Source organism: Acidimicrobiales bacterium, assembly GCA_035294085.1.
Classification (GTDB): Bacteria; Actinomycetota; Acidimicrobiia; order Acidimicrobiales; family Bog-793; genus DATGLP01.
On sequence record DATGLP010000019.1, the window covers coordinates 19806 to 43833 of the forward strand.

A 24028-nucleotide genomic window follows, 5' to 3' on the forward strand; every position below is an offset into this window, starting at 1 on the left:
GTCACGTCACGTCGGCGAGGAAGAGCGGCGGCAGGTGCAGGTGGGTGATCGAGGGGTCGCGCCCGACGACGTCCTCCGCCATCTCGAGCGCGTCGGCGAGCGTGCTCGCGGGCTTGAAGCCCAGGCGGCGGACTGCCCGGCGGTCCCCGCCGACGACGATGACCTGCCCGAGGTGCTCGAGCGCGTGCGCGCACCAGTACCACATGTAGAAGGGGTGGACCCCGTGGTAGGCGTAGGACGTCCGGTACAGGTGGATGTACCACTCGTCGCGGGCGTAGGACTCCTCGAACTTCGACTCGATCTCGAGCGGATCGGTCGTCTCGGCTAGCACCTGCTCGAAGAAGTCGATGTAGCTCGGGTGGTGCACCGGGTGGAACGCCCACGGGGTCGGGTGCGACAGGATGGCCACCCCGCCCTCGCGCACGACGGGGCGGTTGCGGTAGAGGTTGAAGAAGTACCCGAGGCCGAGGCAGGCGACGAGGATCGGGTTCATGATCGAGTTGACGTTGTAGGGGCAGATGTAGGGGAGCCCCATAGTGACGACGTCGGTCTGGCCGCTGACGGGCACGAGCTGCTGGGCGTGGACGTTGGCGAGGGTCCGCTCGTGCACCGCCTCGACCTCGCCGGCCTGCACGGACGCGAGGGCGTGCGGGGCCCGGATCGCCTGGAAGATCTGACGGGCGAGCGCGGGAGGGGTCCGGTCGAGCGCCGCCTTCGTCGCGCTGAAGCCGGCACGGTCCACGAAGCGCCACTCCCACTCCCGTCGCTGGAGGAAGCCGAACTGCGCGGGGAACGTGTCGGTGTTGAGCGTCGTCTCGATCTGGAAGACGCGAACGCCGGCCTGCTTGATCAGACGGCCCATTCGCCAGTTCGAGTGGTGCAGCTCGGAACGGTGGAGGTCCATGAAGGAGCGGCTGTGCTGCATCGTCCGGACGTTGTGGTGGTGGCGCAGCGACCGGTAGCTGGCGAGCCCGGTGGCGACCGACTTGTGGCCGCCGTCCATCGCGACGAGGTTGATGTTGACGTACACGAGGAGGTCGCTCTCCGCGGCGCGCCGGTTGATCTCGACGTCCTCGCCCGCCTCGGTCGTGCCGAGGTGCACGAGGTTCGCCGGGTCCTCGGCGTCGTGCTGCAGGAGCAGGCCGTTCGGGGCGAACGCGTCGAAGATGCGGCTGCCGAGCGCGTGGCGGAGCTCGTCGTCGGTCATGCGCCGGTGCAGTGCGAGCGCGGCGATGAGGACGACGTCGTCGACGCCGGCCGCTGCCGCCTGGTCGAGGACCGCCTCGATGACGAGCTGGCGCACGTCCGGCGCCCGCATCGGGGGGAGCGGGAGCGAGACGTCGTCGAAGGCGATCGTGAGGCGCATCCCGGGGTGCAGGAGGGCGGACAGCGGGGGGGAGTCGCCGAGCGGGTGCTCGAGCGCCTCCCGGATCGCGGCGGCTGGGTCGCGCAGGGGGGCGACGGGCTCGGGCGGGTAGATGACCCGCGAGCCGACGGGGAGGCGCTCGAGGCGGAAGCCCTCCCCGTGCCAGAACAGCACGGGGGGCGTCGAGCGGTCGACCTCGAGGACGAACCCCGGCCTCGGGCTCACGTCCTGCCCTCTCCTTCCTCGGTGCCGATCGGGTCGGCGGTCGCGCTCCACCATCTCGTCGCCGCGTCGCGCCGCAGGTCGAACGCGACCTTCACCGCGCCGCGCCGACCGGCGTTCGCCGCGTGGCGAATGGCCTCCTCGTAGCGCTCAAGAGGGTAGCGGGCCGAGACGAGGCGGCCGAGGTCTGCCGCCTCGACGAGCTCGAGCGCGAGCTGGAAGGTGGGGCGCTCGTCGCCGGCCAGCTGCTCGGTGCCGTAGGCGTAGGTGCCCGAGAGCGTCACCTCGCGCTGCCACAGCGGCGCGAGGTCGACGTGCACCGACCCCGGCATGCCGACGAGGACGATGCGCCCCCCGGGCCGGACGACGGCGAGGCAGGCCGCGATCGACTCCGCGCTCGCCACGCAGTCGAGGACGACGTCCGCCCCGCCGGCGAGTCGCCGGACGCCACCGCTGCGACCGGCGAGGGCGAGGGAACCGGTGGACCGGCGGACCGCTCGGGCCAGCTCGCCGGGCTCGACGACGGCATCGGCGCCGAGCTGGTCGGCGAGCGAGCGCTGCACGGGGTGCTTGGCCACCGCGAGGAGGCTGGCGGGCAGGCTGAGCTGCCGGAGCGCTGCGACCGTGAGCAGGCCAAGCGTCCCCGCTCCGAGGACGACGACGTGCTCGCCCGGGGCGACGCGCGCGGCGAGCGCGGCGTGGATGGCACACGCGGTCGGCTCGACGAGCACGGCGTCCTCGTCGCTCAGGTGGTCCGGCACGAGGTGGAGCTGGCTCTCGTGGGCGACGAGCTCCTCGGACCACCCGCCCCCGGTGTCGGCGCAGTACCCGGTCTGCAGGCCCGGCCGCAGGTGGCCGAACGCGATCCGCTCGCAGCGGCCTCGTCGTCCCGCGGCGCAGGCGCGGCACGGCGGGTCGAGGCCGCGGACGACGCAGGACAGGACCGGCTCGAGGACGACGCGGCGGCCCGCGTCCGGACCGTCGAGGAGGTCGGCGACGACCTCGTGGCCGGGCACGAACGGGAAGCTGACGATCGGTTCGAAGTAGCGCGAGCTCGCGCCGTCGAGTGTCGTGAGGTCCGAGCCGCAGATGCCCGCGAGCCGTGGCCGCAGCCGCCGCCAGGAAGGTCCGAGCGGGCGCGGGGGGTCGACGTCGGCGAGCCGCAGCGGACCGATCCCGATGCCAGCTCCGGCGCCGGCGAGCGCAGCAGCGGCGCGTGCCGCGGCGAAGCGGTGGACGTGTCGTTCGACGAGGAGGGCCTTCATGCTCGTGCCGCTGGACCGAGCTGGGTGGCGCTCGGCGGCTCCGTGCGCGGCCCGGTGCGGCGCGTCGCGACCGCGAGCGGGCGCCACGGGCCCCCGGGGGCGCGTCCCCACCGCTCGATCGGCCAGCCGCGCCGTCGGGCGATCGCGGCGAGCTTCGGCTCGGGGTTCACCGCCACGGGGTGGCCCGCGGCCTCGAGCATCGGCAGGTCGCTCGTCGAGTCCGCGTACGCGACGGTCTCGGCGAGCGAGAGACCGAACGACGCCGACCAGCGCTCCATGAGCAGGGCTCGGGCCTCACCGGTCGGCGGCGTGGAGGCGAGCTCGCCGGTGAAGCGGCCGTCGCGCACCTCGAGGCGTGCGCAGACGATCTCGTCGAACAGCGGCGCGAGCGGCGCGACGACGAAGTCCAGGGCCCCGGTGATGAGCAGCGTCCTGTGGCCGAGCTGCCGGTGGGTGCGCAGGCGCTCGATCGCGCCCGGGAAGCACCGGAGCAGGAGGAGGTCGCTGAACAGCTCCCAGGCGTCGGCGCGCACGCGCGCCTCGGGCGCGCCCTCGTAGCGGCGGTAGAAGGCGCGCAGGAAGTCGGTGCGGTCGCGCCGGTCGACGGCGAGCAGTCTCGGGCCCTCGGCGATCAGCTGGGCGGCGAGCTGCGCGCGGCGCAGGAGGGGGAGGTGGCGCGTCGCGAGCCAGGCGTAGGACTCGACGACGTTGGAGGCCACGAGCGTCTGCTCGAGGTCGAACACGGCGCAGCGCGGCGCCTCGGTGAGGACCGATCGGCGCGCCCGCTCCTCCCGGCTCGGCGATCGTCGTGGCGCCGGCGAGGTGCGGACCCGAGCGTGCTCGACGACCGAGGGCAGGTGGACGTCGCGGACGTAGGACGGCCAATCGATGACCGCGGGGTCGAAGCAGAAGGCTTGCTGGTCGGCGTCGTCGAGCGAGCGGTAGAGGGCGAGGGCGTTGTCGATCCGAAAGCGTGCCTCGGTCTCGGTGTAGCTCCCGTAGAGCTCGACGTAGCCGAGCGCACGCTCGGCCAGCTCGCGGCGCTCCTCGAGGGACGAGGCGCGCTCGGCGAGCTCGCCGCGGATCGGCAGGACGTTCACGACGCGCTCGGCGCCGCGCAGCGCACTCACGGCTCGCTTGAGCTCGCCCTGCACCTTGCCGCGGCCGGGGAAGGACCACTTCGGTACGACGATCGGCTGGCCCCTGCCGTCGTAGAGCGGGTGCTCGGTGAACCACCGCTCGCACAGGTCGACGAGCGTCCCGTACCGGAGGGGGTTGCGCACGCCCGAGGCGATCTGGATGATCTCCGGTTCCCCCGGGCGCGGCCCGCGCGCGGCGACGGCGATGATTCCGGCCGCGACGAGGTCGACCGGGATGACGTCGATGACGCCCTCGGGGACACCCGGGAACTGGCGGAGCAGACCGCGGGCGTAGGAGATGATCACGGGCTCGGCCATCCGGAAGCCTCGGATCCAGCCCGGTCGGGGCTCGGCGAGGGCCGACTCCACGATCGACGGGCGCACGATGGTGACGGGGAGGTCCCCACGGCTCTCGCAGAGGGCGACCTCGCCGAGCGACTTCGTGAAGGCGTAGGCGTCCGGCCAGCCGAGCGCCTGGGCGCGGGCTCGGCCCAGCTCGACGAGGCGGTCGGCGACCCACGCCTCCCGCAGGCGCTCGGTGCGCTCGGCGAGGAGCGCCGTACCGGCGGCCCCGAGCTCGGCGCGCGCCTCGCGCCGGAAGCGTGCGAGGAGGGCAGGCGCCCTGCTCTCGGCGTCGGCGTCGGCCCGGGCGCGCCGGGCCGCGGCGACCTCGGCTCGCCACTCGGGCAGGGCCAGGTAGCGGCTCGCCTGCACGGGCTCCTCGGCTGCGTCGCCATGGTGCGCGCTGTTCACGTAGGCGGTGGACACCGCGACGAGGTGCGGGAGCGCCGAGCCGGCGCGTTCGGTCGTGAGGTCCAGGAGCGTCCTGGCGACGCGTGCCGGCCCGAGGAGGTTGACCTCGACGGCGCTGTCGAGCGGCGCGTCGAAGCTCACCGTGGCAGCGGAGTGGATGACGACGTCGCAGGCGGCGAGCTGGCGGCGACCGGCGTCGTCCAGGCCGAGGCCCTCGCTTGCGACGTCGCCGGCGACCGCGACCACCCGTCGCGTCACCTCGTCGTCGAATCGCTCGCCGAGCTCGGCGCGCAGGCGGTCGAAGCAGTCGTTCCGCAGGATCTCGCGACGGAGGCGCTCGGTCGCGTCGGCCCGGCGCCCCGGGCGGACGAGGAGGAGGAGCTGGCACCCGGGGACGGCGCGAAGGAGTCGCTCGACGAGGGCCGTCCCGAGGAAGCCCGTCGCACCGGTGATCGCGATGCGCCGCCCGGCGAGCCGATCAGCGATCACGGCACGCTGGCGGCGGGCGCCCAGGCGCCTCGGCGCGGGCCCGTCGCGTCGTTGCGCCCGGGCTTCACCGCTTCCTCGCCGCGGTCGGCCGGCGGCGGGGCGGCGTGTAGCGCTTCGAGGCCCTCGGCGGGCCCGCGGCTCGTGCCGGTCGGCGCGTCGCCGCTGCCGGCGCCGCCGCGCCCGCCTGCTGGCGCTGTCGCGCCATGACCCGCATGATGAGCCACCCGCCGTAGAGGAGGAACAGGATCCCGAGGGTGTTGCGCCCCGTGATCGCCTCCATGCCCGTCATGAAGCTGGCGAAGCCGAGCAGGGCACGGCGCCGGAGGAGGAGGCCGACGAGCATCAGCGCCGTCACGAGCGAGCCGGCGACGAGGAGGGTGTCGGCGTCGGCCCGGACCTGCGCCGAGGTGCTGCGGTGGTTCACGAGGTAGCCCGCGACGGTGAAGGCGATCGCGAGCGCGACCGCGCCGGCGCCGAGGAGGCGCTCGCGACGGTCGAGGCCGTTCACGATCTCCTTCTCGCCGGCGGGCCGCGGTGAGGCCGGCCGGGGCGAACGGGGTCCGGGGCGCTGGTGCCACAGCCCGGTGGCGAGGGTGCGCAGGCGAGGGCGCGAGCGCGCCGGCGCGCCTGCACCCGGCGACGAGCCGTCGCTCGCTGCGGGCGCACCTGCCCCGTGCTCGGTCACGCGCAAGAGGCTAGTGGCCGCTCGCGCGCCTCGGGCGAGCCCCGCCCTTCGGACGAGCGTCACCGGATCGGGCTCTCCTCCCCACCGGGCTTCGCGCGGTTGCGGCCGAGACCGCTCGATGGGAGACTGGCCTGGTCGCCGGCCGCGGCCCGACGCTCGCAGCGGGGTGAGCTCGGTGGGCGGCGTGGGCGTCGAGCGGGCGCTTGGCTCAGGTGGTTAGAGCGCAGCCTTCACACGGCTGAGGTCACAGGTTCGAGTCCTGTAGCGCCCACGGGAGCGACACGGCGCCGGGCGAGGGATCGGGAGGAGGGCGCGCACGACGGTGGAGTTCCTCGTGCACATCACCGTGAACTGGCCGCCCGACGGCGACGAGGACACGAAGGCGAGGCTCGTCGACGAGGAGGCGGCCCGCGCCAAGGTCCTCGCCGAGGCGGGCGTCATCGAACGCCTCTGGCGGATCCCCGGCCGCTGGGCGAACGTCGGGGTGTGGCGTGCCGACGACGCGACGCGGCTGCACGAGGCGATCTCGTCGCTCCCGCTCTACCCGTGGCTGTCGGTGCGGGTCGTGCCCCTCGCCCGGCACCCCTCGGACCCCGTCGCCTGGGGCGGGCGCGAGGCGGCCGGCTAGGCGCCGGCGCCGACTGGCGTCTCGCGCCGGGCGCTCGTCGCGACGAGGTCGCCCTTCGGCCGCCCCGGCGGGCGAGCGTCGGCGCAGCGGTCGTCGTGTCCCCGGACCTGGCACCGCCCGAGCCGCGACCGAATCCACGGCACAGGCGCCCACCCGCCTCGGACGACGGCGGGCGGGCCAGACCCTGCCGACCGGCGCGCGGCGCTCGATCCGCGGCGCGTCGCGAGTACCACCGTCGCCCTCGACCCCCTCGCGGTCAACGAGCCGAGCATCGTCGCCGCGGCGGTGCCGACCGCCGCGCGGCGCGTGGCGCCACGGTCGGCGCGAGGGCAGGGTCTCCGCGAGGCGGCGGCCTCATCCCGTCGGAGCCCCATCGAGGGCGGGTGGGCGCCTGGCGCGCTTCTTCGCCGCCTGGCGCCGCTTCGCGTCGAGGCGCCGCTCGGCAGCCGCAGCTGGGGGGACGGTCGGCCGTCGGGGGGCGTGCTCGCGCAGCGCGAGCGCCAGCCGCTGCGCGAGGCGCTCCCGCGCGAGCGCGCGGTTGCGCTGCTGGGAGCGCTGCGAGCTCACGACGACCCGGGCCACCGGTCCGAGCCGCTCGAGGAGCCTCGCCTTCTGGCGCGGCCCGAGGTGCCGGGAGGACGCGACATCGAAGCGGAGATCGACGCGGGTCCTCGTCCGGTTGGCGTGCTGGCCACCTGGTCCGCCGCTCGTGGAGAAGCGCCACTGCAGCTCCTCCGCCGGGATGGTCAGGCGCCGATTCACGCGGAGGTCTTCCTCGTGCGCCGCGGTGCGCTCGGACCTCGCGCCGGGCGCGTCGGGACCATCGACCTGGCGCCGAGTCCCTAACACTTCCATCGCAATCCTCACAGGATTCCATCAGAGTGACGCGTGAGGATGGCTTCGTGGCGCTCGCGATCTCCGAGGACGGCGACGACGTCGAAGATCGCGTCGCGCGCCGGCGCGCCGGGCCGGTGGTGTGGTCGCTGCCCTCGGTCGCGACCGTGCGCCGGGTGGCACGCTACTTCCTGACCTCCGTCGCCGCCCTCGCGATCAGCGAGATCACGCTCCTCGCGCTCGTCGACGCCCGCCTCCAGCCGACGGTAGCGGCCCTGCTCGCGAACCTGGCGGGCGCCCTCCCCTCCTACCTCCTGTCGCGCTACTGGATCTGGGCCGAGGCCGACCGCCGGCGGCCGCTGCGCCAGATCGTGCTCTACTGGGTGGTCTCGGTCGTGAGCATGGGGATCTCGAGCGTTGCGACCGGTGAGCTCGCCCGCCTCGCGCCGGCCAGCCGGCTCGCGCACCTCGTCGTCGTCGGGACGATCTTCCTCGGCGTGAGCTTCGTGCTGTGGGTGGCGAAGTACCTCGTCTACGAGGCGGCGATCTTCATCCGGCCAGCCCCCGCGCGCCGCAGGGTGGCCGCGGCCGAGAGCGAGGGCGCAAGGTGGCAGGCGGGCGGCGCCGCGCTCGAGGGTGGCGCAGGCCCGGCGCACGAGGACGCCATCGCCGTCGCTGCCTGGCAGGCCGGGCACCGGCGGCGATCGTAGGCGCGGGCTCAGCTCCCGAAGCGCGCGCTGGCGAGGACCTCGCCGTTGGCTGCGAGGAGCCGCGCCGAGGCCAGCGCGGCGACGGGCACGGGCAGCGGGGCGCTCCAGGCGCCGGCCCCGGCCGCGAGCCAGAACCGCCCGACGTCGATGGCGCGCCCGTCTCGGGTCGTGACCTCGCAGGTGACGTAACCGGCGGCGCGGAGGTTGGAGACGGCCACGAGCAGCGCCCCGGGCGCGGCGAGCGCCTCGCCGCGCCCCGAACCCGCGGCGCCGAACGCGGCGAGGCGGGCGCCCGGCGCGAGTCCCGGCGTGCTCGCGGCGCCGAGGAAGCGGCCGGCCGCCACGCCCCCGGCCGCGAGCGCGGCGGCGGCCACGGCGGCGAGGGCGGCGCGGCGCGCCGTGGGACGCCGGCGCGGGCGCGCGACGCCGAGGCGCTCGAAGACGCGGACCTCGAAGCCGACCGGGGGCTCGAGCTCGGGAGCGCCCTCGAGGACGCGGTCGGCGCTGCGGCTGAGCGCCTCGAGGGTGGTCGCGCACGCCCGGCAGTGCTCGACGTGCGCGAGCACCGCCGCGCGGGCGCGCCCGGTGAGCAGGCCGAGGGCGGCGAGCGCGAGGTCGTCCTCGATCTCCCGGCAACGCTCGCGCCCGTCAGCCATGGCACACCGCAGGTGGCCTCGTGCTCCTCGGCCGCCTCACGGCTCGTCGTCCTGGGCATCGAGGAGCGCGCGGAGCCTCGCGAGGGCGAGGCGGATCCGCGACTTCGCCGTGCCGAGCGGGATCTGCTCGAGCGCCGCCACCTCCGGAGCGCTGAGGCCGAGCCAGGCGGCGAGGACGAGCGCCCGGCGCTGGTCGCCCGGCAGCCCCGCGAGTGCGCTGCGCAGGCCGGCGAGGGTTTCGACGGCCGGGGGGTGGTCCTCGGCCGCCGGGGCGTGGGCGACGAGCGCGACGAGCTCGTCGGTTGCCGTGGGCGCGTCGTGGCGCGCACGGCGCCGGTCGAGGGCGAGGTTGCGGGTGATCGTGAGCACCCACGCGGACGCCGGCGCCCGGCGCGGGTCGTAGACCGCGGCGTGGCGCCAGGCGCGCACCATCGCCTCCTGCGCCACGTCCTCGGCGAGGTCGACGTCTCGCAGGATGCCGTAGGCGAGGCCGAAGACGCGCCGCTGGTAGCGGCGGACGAACTCGATCGTCGCGGCCTCGTCACCGGTGGCCATCCCCGCGAGGAGGGCCTCGTCGGAGAGGGACGCGGCCTTCGCACGCCCGCCGAGGGCGAGCGCACGCACGGTCGCGGGCGAGAGGCGCTCAGTACCCGTAGGCGCTCGAGGTCGTCGTGGTCGAGCGCGGGCGCTTCGGACGCGGCGCGGCCGTCGCTGCGTTGCCCGGGTGGACGACGGTCCAGAGGTGGGCGTAGCCCTGGCCTCGCGCCTGCCCGGGCTTCGTGTCGCCGGCGTAGCGGTACAGCGGGATGCCGTTGTAGGTGACCTGGAGGCGCCCGTCGCGGCGGATGGTCCCGAGTCCGCGCACCCCCCGGCCGACCGGCCTGGTCTCGCCCTTGGGGAGCAGCAGCGGCGGCCAGAGGCTCGCGCACGCCCCCGTGCAGCGGCTCGTGTCCCGGGCGTCTCGCAGGTAGTGGTAGAGGGTGAAGCCGCGCGCGTCGACGAGCACCGTGCCGAGCTTGCCACGGCGCGCGAGCGCTACGGTGACCGGCGCGCGAACCGACCGGTGCACGGGCGGCCTCCTCGTGCTCGCGGCGCTCGGCAGGGCGGGACCGAGGGCGACGAGGGCGCCGGCCGCCACGACGAGCGCGACGGGCGGGCGGTGCTGTCTCGTGGGCCGCAGGGTCGGGGTGGTCGTCGATGCCATGCAGGCCTCCTCGTGCCAGGGTGTCCCCAGTACTACGACGCAGGGGGCGCTCGGGATCATCGCCCGGTCAGACTGGCGCCGGCCGCGCGCCCCGGTAGGCTCCCGACGTGCGCACCGGCGAGGTGGTCCCCGCGTTCGAGCTCGCCGACCAGCACGGCAGGCTCCGGAGCCTCGACGAGCTCGTGCGGAAGGGTCCGGTCGTGCTCTTCTTCTACCTCGCGGCGCTGACGCCTGGCTGCACGGCCGAGGCCTGCCACTTCCGGGACCTGGTCGAGCGCTTCGGCGCCGTCGGCGCCGAGCCCGTCGGCATCAGCCCGGATCCCGTCGAGCGCCTTCGCCGCTTCGCCGAGGTGCACGGGATCCACTTCCCGCTGCTGTCGGACCCCGACGGCGCGGTCGCCGCAGCGCTCGGGGCGCGCCGGCCCATCGGCGTCGGGCCGCTGCGGACGAGGCGCATGACGTTCGTCATCGGCACGGACCGACGGGTCCTCGGCGTGATCCGATCCGAGCTGCGCACGGCGCTCCACGCCGATCGCGCCCTCGAGGTGCTCGGCGCGGCCGTGCGGCGCTGAGCTCGCCACGGTGGCGATCGGGTCGTGCGCCCTCCCCGGGTCCGCCGCCGGGGCGGATGTGGAAGGGTAGGGGTGTGCCCGTCGCCTGCGGATGTCTCCTAGCCTGCGGATGGTGAGGTCACCCCGGCGATGACCATGCGCCTGTACGACACGGCCCGGCGCGCGGTGGTGCCGTTCACCCCGGGGCCAGTCGTGACCATGTACACCTGCGGCATCACGCCGTACGACGCGGCGCACCTCGGCCACGCAGCGACCTACCTCGCGTACGACATCCTCCAGCGGCGGCTGCGCGACCTCGGGCACACGACGCGCTGCGTCCGCAACATCACCGACGTGGACGACGACATCCTGCGGAAGGCCCGGAGCCTCGGCGTGCACTACCTCGACCTGGCCGCCGAGCAGATCGGACGCTTCGACGAGCACATGCGCGCCCTCAAGCTGCTGCCGGCCTCGGCCGAGCCGCGGGCGACCTCGGCGATCGCGGACATCCTCAGCTTCGTCGGCAAGGTCCTCGACGCCGGCCACGCCTACCGGTCCGGCGGGTCGGTGTACTTCGACGTCTCCGCCTTCCCACGCTTCGGCCAGGTGAGTCACCTCACCCGGGACGAGATGCTGGCGCTCGCTGCGGAGCGGGGCGGCAACGTCGACGACCCCAACAAGGACGACCCGCTCGACTTCGTCCTCTGGCAGCCGTCGCTCCCCGACGAGCCGGCCTGGTCCTCGCGCTACGGGGACGGGCGTCCGGGGTGGCACATCGAGTGCTCGGCGCTCGCCATCCGGGAGCTCGGCACGACGATCGACCTGCACGGCGGGGGCGAGGACCTGATCTTCCCGCACCACGAGTGCGAGGCCGCCCAGTCGGAGGCTGCGACCGGGGCACGCTTCGTCCGGCACTGGATGCACGTCGGGATGGTGCGCCTCGACGGGGAGAAGATGTCGAAGTCGCTCGGGAACCTGGTGTTCGTCGGCGACCTCCTGAAGGAGCACGAGCCCGACGCGATCCGGCTCGCGCTCGTGAGCCAGCACTACCGCTCGTCGTGGGACTGGGACGAGCGGCTGCTGGTGGACGCGGCCCGGCGCCTCGCGGCCTGGCGCCGCGCCGGCCACGGGCACGGCGCGCTCGACGCGGTGCGCGACCGCCTCGACGACGACCTCGACGTGCCCGGGGCCATCGCCGCGATCGACGACGCAGTCGCCCGCGGCGACGGCGTCTCGGACGCCGCGGGGCTCCTCGGCATCGAGCTGTGAGACGAGCAGGCCGAGTCCCGGGGCAGCGGGTGGCCGGCCGGTAGGCTCTGGCGATCGACCGTCCGACGACCAGAGGAGCTGCGTCCGTGCCTCGAGACGATGCGGGAGCCGTATCCGTGCGGCTCCCCGACGGGTCTCGCCGCACCCTGCCAGCGGGAGCGACCGCCGCCGACCTCGCCACCTCGCTCGGGCCCGAGCTCGCCCGTGACGCCGTCGCCGCTGAGGTGGACGGGGAGCTCGTCGACCTCGGGCGTCCCCTCGTCGACGGGGCCCAGGTGCGCCTCGTCGTCGCCGGCAGCGAGGAGGGCCGGGAGGTGCTGCGCCACTCGACCGCGCACGTCCTCGCCCAGGCCGTCCTGCGGCTCTACCCGGGGGCCCGCTACGCGATCGGCCCGCCGATCGAGGACGGCTTCTACTACGACTTCGAGCTGCCCGGAGGGCGGCACTTCTCGGACGACGACCTGCCGCGCATCGAGGCGGAGATGCGCTCGATCATCGGGGAGGCCCAGCCGTTCGTGCGGGAGGAGCGGTCGATCGACGAGGGACTCGCCCTCTTCGCCGATCAGCCCTTCAAGCGGGAGATCATCGAGCAGGTCGCCGAAGCCGCCGGGCGCGTGGACCCCGAGCTCGCGCACGAGGTCGCGGCGGGGACGGTGACGACGTACCGGAACTCGGAGACCTTCGTCGACCTGTGCCGCGGACCGCACGTTCCCTCGACGGACCGACTCGGGCACTTCGCGCTCACGCGGGTGGCGGGTGCCTACTGGCGGGGCGACGAGCGCCGTCCCCAGCTGCAGCGGATCTACGGCACGGCCTTCGAGTCCGCCGAGGCGCTGGCGGAGCACCTGCGCCGGCTCGAGGAGGCGGAGCGGCGCGACCACCGTCGCCTCGGCGCCGAGCTCGACCTCTTCTCGTTCCCCGAGGAGATCGGCTCGGGCCTCGCCGTGTTCCACCCGAAGGGCGGCCTCGTCCGGCGCATCATGGAGGACTACGCGCGACAGCGCCACGTCGACGCGGGCTACGCCTTCGTCAACACGCCCCACGTGACGAAGTCGGACCTGTTCGAGACCTCCGGGCACCTCGAGTGGTTCGCCGAGGGGATCTTCCCGCCGATGGAGCTCGACGGGCAGCACCGGTACTACCTCAAGCCGATGAACTGCCCCTTCCACATCCTCATCTACGCGAGTCGGCAGCGCTCCTACCGGGAGCTGCCGCTCCGCCTCTTCGAGTTCGGGACGGTCTACCGCTACGAGAAGTCCGGGGTCGTGCACGGCCTCACCCGCGTGCGGGGCATGACGCAGGACGACGCGCACATCTTCTGCGCGCGCGCCGACCTCGCCGACGAGCTGCGCTCGCTGCTCGCCTTCGTCCTCGACGTGCTGCGCGACTTCGGCCTCGAGGACTTCCACCTCGAGCTGTCGACCCGCCCGCCGGACAAGGCGGTCGGGAGCCACGAGGAGTGGGAGGAGGCGACGGAGGCGCTGCGGGCGGCGGGCGAGGCGATGGGCCTCGAGCTCGTCCTCGACGAGGGCGGCGGCGCCTTCTACGGTCCGAAGATCTCCGTCCAGGCGCGCGACGCCATCGGGCGCAGCTGGCAGCTCTCCACGGTGCAGCTCGACTTCCAGCTGCCCCAGCGCTTCGACCTCGCCTACGTGGGCCCGGACAACGCCCGGCATCGCCCGGTGATGATCCACCGGGCGCTGTTCGGGTCGGTCGAACGCTTCTTCGCGGTCCTGCTCGAGCACTACGCGGGCGCCTTCCCGACGTGGCTCGCGCCGGTGCAGGCGCGCGTCCTGCCGGTGCGCGACGACCACGGTCCGTACGCGGCCGAGGTCGCGTCCGCGCTCGCCGCTGCAGGGTTGCGGGCAGAGGTGGACCCCGCGAGCGAACCCGTGGGGGCGCGGATCCGGCGCGGCCGGCTGGAGCGCCTGCCGTACCTCCTCGTCGTCGGCGACGACGACGTGGCCGGGAAGACCGTCGGGGTGAACGCCCGCGGCGCGGCCGCCCCCGAGCGGGACGTCCCACTCGCGACCTTCGTCGAGCGCCTCGCGGAGGAAGTCGCCGCGAAGTCCTCGCCCGAGGCGGTGAGACGCCGGTGACCCTCGAGCAGCTCTGGGCGGGCTGGCGCGCCGGCTACGTGGCGTCCGTCACGGCAGGGGAAGGCGCACGGGACGACGAGGGGCTGTCGCGCTGCGTCTTCTGCCGGATCATCGGCTCGGACGAGCCGGACTCGACGCGCCACGTCGTCTGCGAGCGCGCCGACGCGCTCGCGCTGCTGAACGCCTACCCCTACGCGAGCGGCCACCTGCTCGTGATGCCCCGCCGCCACGTCTCGGACCTTGCCGGGCTCGGGGAGGGCGAGGCCAGCGCGCTCTGGGCGCTCGTGCGCGACGCGCTCGAGGCGCTCGAGAAGGCGTACCACCCGGACGGCTACAACATCGGCGCCAACCTCGGGCGTGCGGCCGGCGCCGGGATCCCCGAGCACCTCCACTTCCACGTCGTCCCGCGCTGGCTCGGCGACACGAACTTCATGACGACGGTCGCCTCCGTACGGGTGATGCCCGAGGCGCTGTCGGAGAGCTGGTCGAAGCTGCGGGCCGCATGGCCGTCGTGAGGCTCCCCTTCGGCGGGTACCTCGGTGCGCTGCGCGCCGACCTCACCCGGATCGCGACCGCCGCGGCGGGCCGTCTCGACGCGCCGGTGCCGACGTGCCCCGGCTGGGACGTCGCCGAGCTGGCGCGCCACCTCGCCGCCGTCTACGGGCGCTGGCTCGTCCAGGTGGAGGCTGCCGACCCCTCGCGCCGGCACGAGGCACCGGCGCTCGGGGTCGGGGATCCCCTCGCGCTCCTCGAGGAACAGTCGGGTCGGCTGCTCGCGGCGCTCGAGGCAGCGGGGGAGGAGGCGCCCTGCTGGAACTGGACGGGGGAGGAGCCCACGACCGGCTGGCTCGCCCGGCGGCTGGCACACGAGACGTCCATCCACCGCGTCGACGCCGAGCTCGCAACGGGCCCGGTCAGCCCGATCGAGCGCTCCCTCGCGCTCGACGGGGTCGCCGAGCGGCTGGAGCTGCTCGCGGCACCGGGCTACGGCGACCGCCTCGCCCGAGACTCGCTCGGCGGGCGCCTGTGCCTCCAGTGCGCCGACGCCGAGGCGGCCTGGGTCGTGGAGGTCGATCGCCGTCGGCTCCGGTTCTCGGCTGGCAGCGGGCCGGCGGCGGCGACGGTCCGCGGACCGGCCTCGGCGCTCGATCGGTTCGTCTGGAACCGCCTCGGGCTCGAGGCGCTCGAGCTGCGCGGCGATCCGTCCGTCGCGGCCGCGTTCTCGTCGCTGCCTGGCTGAGACGGCGGCGATCGGTGCCAGAGCGAGCCTCGTCCTCTGGTAGCCTCGGGCGATGATCGACGGTCGGCGCGCCGGACGCGACGCCGAGCCGGGGGCGGCGAGGCGCCTCGCCACCCGGTTCTCGCTCGGTCCGCTGCTCGTGCGCCTCGGCGTGCCCGCCGACGCCGTCACGGTCCTCGGCGTCGTGCTCGCCGCGGGCAACGCCGTGCTGATCGGCCGGGGCGACTTCTACCCCGCGGTCGCCCTCGTCATCGTCGGCGGCCTCATGGACACCCTCGACGGCAGCGTCGCGAAGGCAGCCGGGACGGCCTCGAGCCGGGGCGCCTTCTTCGACTCGGTGGCGGACCGCGTCGCGGACGCGCTGCTGTTCGGAGCCGTCGCCTACTACCTCGTCGGCCACGGCGACCCGCGCCTCGCGCTCGTGCCGGTGGCGATCCTCGCCGTCAGCTCGATCATCTCCTACGAGCGCGCGAAGGCGGAGTCGCTCGGGCTGAGCGCGAGGGGCGGGCTGATGGAGCGTGCCGAGCGCCTGATCCTGCTCGGCATCGCGCTCTTCTTCCACGTCGTCCTGCTCCCGCTGCTGTGGGTGCTGCTCGGCCTGTCGTCGGCGACGGCCGCCGGGCGCTTCTGGCGGGTGTGGCGCCAGGCGAGCGGCCGACAGGTCGGCGAGCGTGCGCCGTGGCACGAGCACGGCCTCACCGTCTGGCGGGCGGCCCCGCGCCGGCCCGGCGGGCGCCGCGCCCGGCGCTCGCGCGAGCCGCTCGCGAGGAAGCTGCGGGGCGTGCTGGCGAGCGACTGGGAGCGCGTCGGCGAACGCCGCCGGGCGAACGGGCGGCAGCGCAGCGAGCGCGCGCTGCGTCGCCGGCTCGGCGAGCGCCACTGAGCGCGCCGAGCGCTCGCGCGACACCCGATGCGCCCGAGGACCGCGTTCCTCCTCTACCGGGGCTCGGCGGACGTGATCCGTGCACTGCCGGGCCCCGTCGCGGGCGCACTGGCCGACGCGGTCGGCGGCCTCGGCGCCCTCTCGCCGCGCCGGCGCGCCGTCGTCACGGAGAACCTCCGGCGCGTGCTCGGGCCGACGGCGCGGCCGTCGACGCTGCGTCGTACGGTGCGTCGGGCCTTCCGGGCCTACGGGCGCTACTGGGTGGACGCGGCCCGCCTGAGGAGCGACGCCACCCGCCTGCTCGCGGGCTTCGAGTACGAGGGCGCCGAGATCCTCGAGAAGGCCGCCGGCGAGCGTCGAGGCGTCATCCTCGCCCTGCCGCACGTCGGCTGCTGGGAGGTCGGCGGTGCCTGGTGTGCGCGCAACGGCTTCCCGCTCACGACCGTCGCCGAGCCGGCGAGCTCGAGGGAGCTGTTCGACTGGTTCGTGGCCGAGCGCGAGGCGATCGGGCTGCGCGTCCTGCTCCTCGACCGCGCCGCCGCGCCCGAGCTCCTCGCCACGCTGCGTCGCGGGCAGGTCGTCGCGCTCCTCGCCGACCGCGACGTCGCCGGTGACGGCGTCGAGGTCGAGTTCTTCGGGTCGACGACGCGCGTCCCTGGCGGTCCGGCCCTCCTCGCGCTGCGAACCGGCGCCCTGCTCGTGCCGACCGCCATCTACCACGGCCCGGGTGGGCGCCACCACGCCGTGCTCCGCCCGCCGCTCGAGGTCGCCCGCCGTGCGTCGCTGCGGGAGGACGTCGCGCGCCTGACCCAGGAGCTGACGCGCGAGCTCGAGGTGCTCATCGCTCGCCGTCCGGAGCAGTGGCACGTCTTCCAGCCGAACTGGCCGGGTGACCCACCCGCCGCCTAGCGATGCGCGTGGCCCTCGTCGCTCCCTACGACCTCGCCGTGCCGGGTGGGGTGCAGGCGCAGGTCCTCGGCCTCGCCCGCGCCCTCGTGGGCCTCGGGGCCGAGGCGGCCGTGCTCGCCCCGGGTACCCCCGGTCCCCGCTCGGCCGCCGGACTGCGTCTCGAAGGCGCGGGGCGCTCGCTGGCCCTGCCCGCCAACGGGTCCCGCGCCCCGGTCGCGCTCGGCCCGGGCGCGCTGGCGCGCACCCGGCGCTTCCTCGCCTCCTTCGACCCCGACGTCGTCCACGTCCACGAGCCCTTCGTGCCGGGCCCGGCGCTCGCGAGCCTGATCGTCGCGAGGGTTCCGGTCGTGGCCACCTTCCACCGGGCGGGTGCCGGCGCCGGGTACCGGCTCGCGGGGCTGGCGCTGCGACGTCTCCTGGGGCGCCTCGACGACGTGGTCGCCGTGTCCGAGGCGGCACGCGAGACGCTCCTCGCCGTCGTCGGCCCGGGCGCCGGGCGCTGCTCGATCGAGCCGAACGGAGTCGACCTCGAGCGCTTCGTGGCCGCCGTCCCCGCGGCACGGGCGGCCCCGGTGGTGTGCTTCGTGGGGCGCCACGAGCAGCGCAAGGGGCTCGCCGTCCTGCTCGAGGCGTTCGCGAGCCTCGAGATCGAGGCGCGCTGCTGGGTCGTCGGCACCGGCCCGCTCAGCGCGCCCCTGCGAGCCCGCTACGGGGCCGACCCCCGCGTCGAGTGGCTCGGCGTGCTCGGGGATGCCGAGCTCGCCAGCCACCTCGCCGCAGCCGACGTCCTCGCCGCGCCCTCGCTCGGCGGCGAGTCCTTCGGCGTCGTCCTCCTCGAGGCGATGGCGGCGGGGGCCGCGGTCGTCGCGAGCGACCTCCCCGGCTACCGAGACGCCGCGGGCGACGCCGCGTGCTACGTCCCGCCTGGGGACGCCCGCTGCCTCGCGGCGGCGCTTCGCAGCCTGCTCACCGACCGGTCCCGGCGCGAGCACCTCGTCGCGGCCGGGCACCGCCGGGTGGCGCCGCGGGGGTTCCCCGCACTGGCGCAGCGCTACCTCGCGCGCTACGAGGCGGCCCGGCGTCGCTGAGCGGGCTCCGGCGGGGAGGGCTCGTCGACCCCCGACCTCCTACACTCGGGGCGATGGCGCGTTCGACGGCGAGACCGAGCGCGGCGCGTGCGCCGCAGCCGGCGCGAGCGGCTCCGGCGCCGGGCCGGCGGGTGAGGCCCGCTCCGGCGCGCGCCGCGGCGCTCGCGCCGCTCGCGCTCGTCGCGCTCGGGGCGGCGTTCGCCGGTGCTGGCATCGTCGCGCCCGGCCTCGCGCTCGCGGCGGCGGGCGGCGTCATCGGCGTCGCGAACTGGTACCTCGGCGCGCCTGGGCGGCTCGCGGCCCGCCTCGGGGCCATCCCGGCCGACCCGCTGCGCCACGCCCGACTGCGCAACGTCGTCGAGGGGCTGTGTGTCGTCCTCGGGCTGCCCGTGCCGGCGCTGCGCGTCCTCGAAGACGCCTCACGCAACGCCATCGTGCTCGGTCCGAGCGCGAGGCGAGCGGTGCTCGTGTGCACGACGGGGCTGCTCGAGTCGGTGGACCGCATGGCGCTCGAGGGGCTCGTGGCACACGAGCTCGCCCACGTGAAGAGCGGGGACGTCGCCCGGGCCGCGGCGGCGACGATCAGCTGCGGCGTCCTCGCGGCGGTGCTGCCGTCCGCGGGACGCGTCGTCGCTCGCCTCGCGGGACCGGCGCGCGAGGCGCTCGCGGACCTCGACGCCGTGAGGGTGACGCGCTACCCACCCGGGCTGATCGCGGCGCTCGAGGCGGTGTCGAGCGCAGGGAGCGCGCGGCCGCGCCTGTCGCCGTCGCTCGCGCGCCTCACCGGAGCGCTGTGGTTCTCGCCGCTCGCCGAGTCCTTCGGGCCCCGGCCGCGGCCCGGTACGCTCGACGTGGACCTGCGGCTCGCCGCCCTGCGCGAGCTGTGAGCAGGCCGCGGCCCGTCGGCGCGGGCGCACGGTGCGGGCGTCGGGCGAGGCCGTCTCGGATGGACGAGGAGGGTGGAAGGTGTCCGGCCACTCGAAGTGGGCGACGACCAAGCACCAGAAGGGTGCCAAGGACCGGGCCCGGGGCAAGCTGTTCGCCAAGCTGATCCGCCAGGTGGAGGTGGCTGCTCGCGAGGGCGGCGGCGACCTCGCGGCGAACGCGACGCTGCGCACGATGTTCCAGAAGGCCCGCGACGCATCGGTCCCCCTCGAGACCATCGAGCGCGCCGTGAAGCGGGGGACGGGCGAGCTCGAGGGCGTGCGGTACGAGGCCGTCACCTACGAGGGGTACGCGCCCGAGGGGGTGGCGGTCATGGTGGAGTGCCTGACCGACAACCGCAACCGCACCGGGGCGGAGATCCGGTCGCTCTTCTCGCGCAACGGCGGCTCGATGGCCCAGCCGGGGGCCGTGTCGTGGCAGTTCCAGCGCCGCGGCATCGTCGTCGTGGCGCGCACGGCCGCCGAGGACGAGCTCATGGCGATCGCGATGGAGGCGGGAGCGGAGGACCTGCGCGACGACGGCGCGGCGTGGACCGTGCTCTGCGCGCCCCAGGACCTGCACGCCGTGCGCGAGGCCCTCGAGGCCGGTGGCCTCGCGGTCGAGAGCGCGGAGGTGTCGCTCGTCCCCACGACGCTCGTCGCGGTGAACGACCCGGCGGGCGCGCGTCGAGTCCTCCACCTGCTCGAGCTCCTCGACGAGCACGACGACGTGCAGAACGTCGTCTCCAACTTCGACATCCCCGACGCGGTGCTCGAGCAGGTGAGCGCCTGAGGCGGCCGCTGCCGCTGGGGATCCACCAGCCCGGCGGGGCTCCCGAGTAGCATCGAACGCGTGTTTGTCCTCGGCATCGACCCCGGTCTGTCGCGCTGCGGCTACGGCTGCGTCGCCGACGACGGCGGGCGCGAGCAGGTCGTCGCCGCGGGCGTGATCACGACCGAGCCTGCCGATCCGGTGCCGTCGCGCCTCGCGACGCTGCGGCGCGAGCTGGCCGAGCTCCTCGCCGAGCTGCGTCCCGCAGCCGTCGTCGTCGAGCGGGTGCTCTTCCAGACGAACGCGCGCACCGCCATGGCGGTCGGCCAGGCGAGCGGCGTGGCGCTCCTCAGCGCGGCGGAGGCCGGCTGCGGTGTCGCGGAGTACAGCGCGAACGAGGTGAAGCTGGCGGTCGCCGGCTACGGCGCCGCCCCCAAGGAGCAGGTCCAGGCGATGGTGGCGCGCCTTCTCGGCTTGGCGGCCGCGCCACGTCCGCCGGACGTCGCCGACGCCCTCGCGCTGGCGCTCTGCCACCTCGCGGCCGGCCGCGCGGGACGGGTCGCGAGGCCGTGATCGCGGCGCTGCGCGGGCGACTCGTCGCGCTCGAGCCGAGCGGGGAGAGCGCGGTGTCCCTCGTGCTCGACGTGAACGGCGTCGGCTACGCGGTCACGGTCGGCGCCCGGCAGGCGGCCGCGCTCGCGCCGGTCGGGCAGTGCGTGGAGCTCGCCGTGCACACGCACGTGCGCGAGGGCGCGATCGCGCTCTACGGCTTCGCCGACCACGCCGAGCGGCGGTGCTTCGAGGTCCTGCTCGGCGCCCACGGGGTCGGTCCTGCGCTCGCGCTCGCGATCCTGTCGGTGCACACGCCGGCGACGCTCGCGCGCGCCGTCGCCGAGGGGGACCTCGACGCCCTCACGCTCGTGCCGGGGGTGGGGAGGAAGACGGCGCAGCGCCTCGTCGTCGACCTCGCGAGCAGGATGGGGGCGGTGAGCGGCCGGGAGCCGGTGCCGGTGGGGCACGGGGGCGACGACGCGGCCCGTGCCGACGTGCGCGAGGCGCTCGCGGCGCTCGGCTACGCGCCCGACGAGGTGCGCGCCGCGCTGGCGAGCCTGCCGGAGGCGGGGACGACCGAGGAGCTCCTGCGGCGGGCGCTCGCCGCGCTCGCGCCGGCGCGATGAGCCCGCGGCGCGAGCTCGACCTGGACGGCTCCCGGGCCGTCGCGGCGGGCGCGAGCCCGGCCGAGGCGGCGCTCGAGGCGGGGCTCCGCCCGGCACGCCTGCGCGACTTCGTGGGCCAGGAGGCGCTGAAGGAGCACCTCGCCATCGTCCTCGAGGCGGCGCGCCGGCGGGAGCAGCCGGTCGACCACCTCCTGTTCGCCGGGCCGCCGGGGCTCGGCAAGACGACGCTCGCCGGCATCGTGGCGGGGGAGATGGGCGCGGGGCTGCGGGTCACCTCGGGGCCGGCCCTCCAGCGCGGCGGCGACCTCGCGGCGATCCTCACCGGCCTGCAGCCCGGTGACGTGCTCTTCATCGACGAGATCCACCGCCTCAACCGCGCGGTGGAGGAGGTCCTGTACCCGGCGATGGAGGACCGCCAGATCGACGTGGTCATCGGCAAGGGGCCGACCGCGCGTTCGGTCCGCCTGGACCTGCCGCCGTTCACGCTCGTCGGGGCGACGACGCGCACCGGGCTCGTCACCGGGCCGCTCCGGGACCGCTTCGGGTTCGTGGCGCGCCTCGAGCTGTACACGCCGGCGGAGCTCGAGGCGATCGTGCGGCGCACCGGGCGGCTCCTCGCGGTCGAGTGCTCGAGCGAGGGTGCCGCCGAGATCGCTCGGCGCTCGCGCGGGACCCCGCGCCTCGCCATCCGCCTGCTCCGGCGAGTGAGGGACTTCGTCGAGGTCCGCGGCGAGGGGATCATCACCTTGGAGGCGGCGCGGGAGGGGTGCGACCTGTTCGGGGTCGACGAGCTCGGCCTCGACCGGCTCGACCGGCGCCTCCTCGAGGCCCTGTGCGTCGGCTTCGGGGGCAGGCCGGTCGGTCTCACGACGCTCGCGATGCAGGTGGGCGAGGAGCCGGAGACGATCGAGGACGTCTACGAGCCGTACCTCGTGCAGGCGGGCCTCGTGATGCGCACGCCCCGTGGGCGCGTCGCGGCGCCCGCCGCCTACGCGCACCTCGGCCTCGAGCCGCCGCCGCCGGCCCGCCAGCGGGCCGAGCCGGGCGCGTCGCTCTTCGACGCCGACGTCCCCGCCGCGACGAGCTGAGCGGCGGCGTCGCGCGTCGCGGCGGCGAGGTCGCGGCTACAGTCGTCGGTTACTGTCCTCGAGAGACGGGTAACCCATGCATCTCCATTCCGCCGCCGTCCCGTCGGTGCTGCACGTGCTGGTCCTCGCCACGACGAAGAAGACCACCACGACGTCGGGCGCGTCCTCGCTCCTGTTCATCCTCGTCCTCCTCGCGCTCGGCGCCTACCTCTTCCTGCGCCCCCAGCGCAAGCGGATGCGCGCCCAGCAGCAGGCGCAGCAGGACGTCCGCGTCGGTGACGAGGTGATCACGGCGTCGGGCATCGTCGGGCGCGTCCAGGCGATGCGCGACGACCGGGTCGACATCGAGGTCGCGCCGGGCACGACGATCACCGTGGTGCGGCGCATGCTCGGCACCCGGGCGCCGAGCCAGAGCTTCGACGAGCCGCCTGGCCCCAACGGGTCGGCGCCGCCCGCCGAGGCCGGGTTGTCCGTCGGCCTGCGCGAGGAGGGATCGTCGTCGGCTGACGGCGGGGACGGCGCGGCGGCCTCGGGGGGCTCCAGCTAGGTGCGTCGCTCGCTCCTCGCGAGCGTGGTGGCGAGCACGCTCGCCTGCCTGGGGATGCTCGGCGCGGCCGTGGGCCTCGGCTGGTCGCCCCACCTCGGGCTCGACCTCGAGGGCGGGCTCTCGGTCGTCTTCCGTCCGGCGCGTGCGGTCTCGAACGCGACGCTCCAGACGGTGGTCAACATCATGTCCGAGCGCGTCAACGCGCTCGGCGTGTCGCAGCCGAACATCACGACCCAGGGCAAGGACGTCGTCGTCCAGCTCCCCGGCGTGAAGGACGCCTCGCAGATCCTCGCCGAGATCGGCACGACCGCGCAGCTCTTCTTCCGGCCGGTGCTGTGCGGGGCGCCGCCGTACTCGCCGCCGCGCGGCCCGCGCGGCACGCCGGCGAAGGTCGCCTACCGGGTCCCGCCGACCTGCTCGGCTCCCTACCGCTACACCTCGGCGTACTACGACACGGCGACGCAGAACTACAACATCCCGAGCCAGTACGCCGAGGACCCCTCCTACGCCGCCTACCCCTCGACGCCGCCGGGAAGCGATCAGCGCTACGAGCACGAGAACGTCATCTTCCCTACGAACGGGCAGGGCTTCGCTCGGCGCTACGTACTCGGGCCCGTGCTCGCCAAGGGCACGATCATCAAGAGCGCGTACCCCTCCCTCGACAGCCAGACGGGCCAGTGGGTCGTCGTCTTCAACCTCACGCCGCAGGGCAGCACGGTCTTCAACCGCATCGCCTCGACCTACTACCAGCAGCTCGTGGCGAACGACCTCGACGGCCGGATCATCTCCGCCCCGGTGATCCAGTCGACGAACTTCCCCGGCTCGGGCCAGATCTCGGGCAGCTTCACCCAGCAGAGCGCGACGACGCTCGCGCTGCAGCTGCAGTACGGGGCGCTGCCGGTCCAGCTCAACCGCCAGACGGTGACGACCGTGTCCCCGAGCCTCGGCAAGTCGTCGCTGCGCGCCGGCCTGCTCGCCGGTCTGCTCGGCCTGCTGCTCGTGATGGGCTACACGATCTTCTACTACCGGGCGCTCGGCATCGTCGTCGTGCTCGGCCTCCTGACGACGGCCGCGTTCCTCTACGGGTTCATCGCGCTGCTCTCCAACTCCTCCCTCGGCCTCACGCTCGACCTGTCCGGCGTGACCGGCCTCATCGTCTCGGTCGGGATCACCGTCGACTCCTACATCGTCTACTTCGAACGCCTGAAGGACGAGGTGCGCGCTGGCCGTTCGGTGCGAGCCTCGGTGGATCGCGGGTTCAAGAGCGCGTTCCGCACGATCCTGTCGGCCGACGCCGTCTCGTTCATCGGCGCGCTCGTGCTCTGGCTCCTGTCGGTCGGCGCGGTACGGGGCTTCGCCTTCATGCTCGGCCTGTCGACGCTGGTCGACGTCGCGACCGCCTACGCCTTCACCCGACCCCTCGTCATCCTCCTCGGACGGAACCGGCTGTTCACCTCGGCCCGCCACCTCGGCGTGGCCCGCGGCCTCGGGGCGCTCCCGGAGGCAGCGTGAGCTCCGGGCGTATCCGCC

Annotated in this window: 25 protein-coding genes and 1 tRNA gene; 18 read left to right on the forward strand and 8 right to left on the reverse strand. The window is 75.0% G+C overall.

Annotated elements, in window-relative coordinates; translation table 11 throughout:
* Nucleotide 1: 1 nt before the first annotated feature.
* From VKV23_06435 to VKV23_06450, 4 genes are all read right to left on the reverse strand, one after another.
* Nucleotides 2-1591 (reverse strand): lactate racemase domain-containing protein, encoded by a 1590-nt coding sequence (locus VKV23_06435; GenBank protein HLI15670.1) that lies wholly within the window; start codon nt 1589-1591, stop codon nt 2-4.
* Entirely contained in the window at nt 1588-2853 is a 1266-nt protein-coding gene (locus VKV23_06440) for a zinc-binding dehydrogenase (GenBank protein HLI15671.1), read from the reverse strand. Before VKV23_06440 ends, VKV23_06435 begins: the two co-directional genes overlap by 4 nt.
* A complete protein-coding gene (locus VKV23_06445) occupies nt 2850-5234 on the reverse strand; it encodes an HAD-IB family hydrolase (GenBank protein HLI15672.1) in 2385 nt (794 codons plus the stop codon). The genes VKV23_06440 and VKV23_06445 overlap by 4 nt, the downstream gene beginning before the upstream one ends.
* A 64-nt stretch (nt 5235-5298) precedes the next feature.
* Nucleotides 5299-5919, reverse strand: coding sequence for a hypothetical protein (locus tag VKV23_06450; protein ID HLI15673.1), 621 nt, complete (start codon nt 5917-5919; stop codon nt 5299-5301).
* Nucleotides 5920-6116: 197 nt separating this feature from the next.
* Here VKV23_06450 and VKV23_06455 point away from each other — a divergent pair.
* A tRNA-Val gene (locus VKV23_06455) sits at nt 6117-6190 on the forward strand.
* Nucleotides 6191-6241: 51 nt separating this feature from the next.
* Nucleotides 6242-6547 carry a muconolactone Delta-isomerase family protein gene (locus VKV23_06460; protein ID HLI15674.1) on the forward strand — a complete coding sequence of 102 codons (306 nt, stop codon included), beginning with the start codon at nt 6242-6244 and terminating at the stop codon, nt 6545-6547.
* A 354-nt stretch (nt 6548-6901) separates the two neighbouring features.
* Here the strand turns inward: VKV23_06460 and arfB are convergent, their stop codons facing one another.
* Nucleotides 6902-7309 (reverse strand): alternative ribosome rescue aminoacyl-tRNA hydrolase ArfB, encoded by a 408-nt coding sequence (arfB, locus tag VKV23_06465; GenBank protein ID HLI15675.1) that lies wholly within the window; start codon nt 7307-7309, stop codon nt 6902-6904.
* Nucleotides 7310-7449: 140 nt separating this feature from the next.
* Here arfB and VKV23_06470 point away from each other — a divergent pair, with 140 nt between their 5' ends.
* On the forward strand, nt 7450-8091 hold the full coding sequence (locus VKV23_06470; protein HLI15676.1) for a GtrA family protein: 642 nt from the start codon (nt 7450-7452) through the stop codon (nt 8089-8091).
* A gap of 8 nt (nt 8092-8099) precedes the next feature.
* Here the strand turns inward: VKV23_06470 and VKV23_06475 are convergent, their stop codons facing one another.
* Genes VKV23_06475 through VKV23_06485 form a run of 3 tightly spaced genes read right to left on the reverse strand, consistent with a single transcriptional unit; the run spans nt 8100 to nt 9951 of the window.
* Nucleotides 8100-8747 carry a zf-HC2 domain-containing protein gene (locus VKV23_06475; GenBank protein ID HLI15677.1) on the reverse strand — a complete coding sequence of 216 codons (648 nt, stop codon included), beginning with the start codon at nt 8745-8747 and terminating at the stop codon, nt 8100-8102.
* Between the two features lie 36 nt (nt 8748-8783).
* Complete coding sequence (locus VKV23_06480; GenBank protein ID HLI15678.1) at nt 8784-9371, reverse strand: RNA polymerase sigma factor; 588 nt, start codon at nt 9369-9371, stop codon at nt 8784-8786.
* A 19-nt stretch (nt 9372-9390) separates the two neighbouring features.
* The gene (locus VKV23_06485; GenBank protein HLI15679.1) at nt 9391-9951 is read right to left on the reverse strand and encodes a hypothetical protein; all 561 of its coding nucleotides are present in this window, start codon (nt 9949-9951) and stop codon (nt 9391-9393) included.
* 107 nt (nt 9952-10058) lie between these two features.
* On the opposite strand from VKV23_06485, the gene VKV23_06490 reads away from it, so the two are divergent.
* The 15 genes from VKV23_06490 to secD all read left to right on the forward strand — a co-directional run bounded on the left by VKV23_06490 (nt 10059) and on the right by secD (nt 24010).
* Nucleotides 10059-10523 carry a peroxiredoxin gene (locus VKV23_06490; protein HLI15680.1) on the forward strand — a complete coding sequence of 155 codons (465 nt, stop codon included), beginning with the start codon at nt 10059-10061 and terminating at the stop codon, nt 10521-10523.
* Nucleotides 10524-10652: 129 nt separating this feature from the next.
* Nucleotides 10653-11771: a cysteine--tRNA ligase gene (gene cysS / locus VKV23_06495; GenBank protein HLI15681.1), complete on the forward strand. Its 1119-nt coding sequence runs from the start codon at nt 10653-10655 to the stop codon at nt 11769-11771.
* Nucleotides 11772-11887: 116 nt separating this feature from the next.
* The gene (thrS, locus tag VKV23_06500) at nt 11888-13870 is read left to right on the forward strand and encodes a threonine--tRNA ligase (GenBank protein ID HLI15682.1); all 1983 of its coding nucleotides are present in this window, start codon (nt 11888-11890) and stop codon (nt 13868-13870) included.
* Nucleotides 13867-14385, forward strand: coding sequence for an HIT domain-containing protein (locus VKV23_06505; GenBank protein HLI15683.1), 519 nt, complete (start codon nt 13867-13869; stop codon nt 14383-14385). The genes thrS and VKV23_06505 overlap by 4 nt, the downstream gene beginning before the upstream one ends.
* Nucleotides 14373-15110: a maleylpyruvate isomerase N-terminal domain-containing protein gene (locus tag VKV23_06510; protein ID HLI15684.1), complete on the forward strand. Its 738-nt coding sequence runs from the start codon at nt 14373-14375 to the stop codon at nt 15108-15110. The genes VKV23_06505 and VKV23_06510 overlap by 13 nt, the downstream gene beginning before the upstream one ends.
* A gap of 52 nt (nt 15111-15162) precedes the next feature.
* The gene (locus VKV23_06515; GenBank protein HLI15685.1) at nt 15163-15993 is read left to right on the forward strand and encodes a CDP-alcohol phosphatidyltransferase family protein; all 831 of its coding nucleotides are present in this window, start codon (nt 15163-15165) and stop codon (nt 15991-15993) included.
* Between the two features lie 27 nt (nt 15994-16020).
* Nucleotides 16021-16902, forward strand: coding sequence for a phosphatidylinositol mannoside acyltransferase (locus VKV23_06520; GenBank protein HLI15686.1), 882 nt, complete (start codon nt 16021-16023; stop codon nt 16900-16902).
* 8 nt (nt 16903-16910) lie between these two features.
* Nucleotides 16911-17990 carry a glycosyltransferase family 4 protein gene (locus VKV23_06525; GenBank protein ID HLI15687.1) on the forward strand — a complete coding sequence of 360 codons (1080 nt, stop codon included), beginning with the start codon at nt 16911-16913 and terminating at the stop codon, nt 17988-17990.
* Nucleotides 17991-18043: 53 nt separating this feature from the next.
* Nucleotides 18044-18877 (forward strand): M48 family metalloprotease, encoded by an 834-nt coding sequence (locus tag VKV23_06530; protein HLI15688.1) that lies wholly within the window; start codon nt 18044-18046, stop codon nt 18875-18877.
* 79 nt (nt 18878-18956) lie between these two features.
* The gene (locus tag VKV23_06535) at nt 18957-19706 is read left to right on the forward strand and encodes a YebC/PmpR family DNA-binding transcriptional regulator (GenBank protein HLI15689.1); all 750 of its coding nucleotides are present in this window, start codon (nt 18957-18959) and stop codon (nt 19704-19706) included.
* Nucleotides 19707-19766: 60 nt separating this feature from the next.
* Nucleotides 19767-20258, forward strand: a complete 492-nt coding sequence (gene ruvC / locus VKV23_06540) for a crossover junction endodeoxyribonuclease RuvC (GenBank protein ID HLI15690.1) — start codon at nt 19767-19769, stop codon at nt 20256-20258.
* On the forward strand, nt 20255-20863 hold the full coding sequence (gene ruvA, locus VKV23_06545; protein ID HLI15691.1) for a Holliday junction branch migration protein RuvA: 609 nt from the start codon (nt 20255-20257) through the stop codon (nt 20861-20863). Before ruvC ends, ruvA begins: the two co-directional genes overlap by 4 nt.
* Nucleotides 20860-21951, forward strand: a complete 1092-nt coding sequence (ruvB, locus tag VKV23_06550) for a Holliday junction branch migration DNA helicase RuvB (protein HLI15692.1) — start codon at nt 20860-20862, stop codon at nt 21949-21951. Before ruvA ends, ruvB begins: the two co-directional genes overlap by 4 nt.
* Before the next feature lie 76 nt (nt 21952-22027).
* A complete protein-coding gene (gene yajC / locus VKV23_06555) occupies nt 22028-22498 on the forward strand; it encodes a preprotein translocase subunit YajC (GenBank protein HLI15693.1) in 471 nt (156 codons plus the stop codon).
* Nucleotides 22499-22552: 54 nt separating this feature from the next.
* Nucleotides 22553-24010: a protein translocase subunit SecD gene (secD, locus tag VKV23_06560; protein ID HLI15694.1), complete on the forward strand. Its 1458-nt coding sequence runs from the start codon at nt 22553-22555 to the stop codon at nt 24008-24010.
* Nucleotides 24011-24028 lie beyond the last annotated feature (18 nt).

What these genes read in the sequence shown, in the direction of transcription:
- VKV23_06440 (HLI15671.1), bottom strand. Translation starts at nt 2,853, where the DNA reads ATGAAGGCCCTCCTCGTCGAACGACACGTCCACCGCTTCGCCGCGGCA.
- VKV23_06515 (HLI15685.1), top strand. Translation starts at nt 15,163, where the DNA reads ATGATCGACGGTCGGCGCGCCGGACGCGACGCCGAGCCGGGGGCGGCG.
- cysS (HLI15681.1), top strand. Translation starts at nt 10,653, where the DNA reads ATGACCATGCGCCTGTACGACACGGCCCGGCGCGCGGTGGTGCCGTTC.
- yajC (HLI15693.1), top strand. Translation starts at nt 22,028, where the DNA reads ATGCATCTCCATTCCGCCGCCGTCCCGTCGGTGCTGCACGTGCTGGTC.
- VKV23_06520 (HLI15686.1), top strand. Translation starts at nt 16,021, where the DNA reads ATGCGCCCGAGGACCGCGTTCCTCCTCTACCGGGGCTCGGCGGACGTG.
- VKV23_06510 (HLI15684.1), top strand. Translation starts at nt 14,373, where the DNA reads ATGGCCGTCGTGAGGCTCCCCTTCGGCGGGTACCTCGGTGCGCTGCGC.
- ruvB (HLI15692.1), top strand. Translation starts at nt 20,860, where the DNA reads ATGAGCCCGCGGCGCGAGCTCGACCTGGACGGCTCCCGGGCCGTCGCG.
- VKV23_06530 (HLI15688.1), top strand. Translation starts at nt 18,044, where the DNA reads ATGGCGCGTTCGACGGCGAGACCGAGCGCGGCGCGTGCGCCGCAGCCG.
- secD (HLI15694.1), top strand. Translation starts at nt 22,553, where the DNA reads ATGCTCGGCGCGGCCGTGGGCCTCGGCTGGTCGCCCCACCTCGGGCTC.
- VKV23_06485 (HLI15679.1), bottom strand. Translation starts at nt 9,951, where the DNA reads ATGGCATCGACGACCACCCCGACCCTGCGGCCCACGAGACAGCACCGC.
- VKV23_06475 (HLI15677.1), bottom strand. Translation starts at nt 8,747, where the DNA reads ATGGCTGACGGGCGCGAGCGTTGCCGGGAGATCGAGGACGACCTCGCG.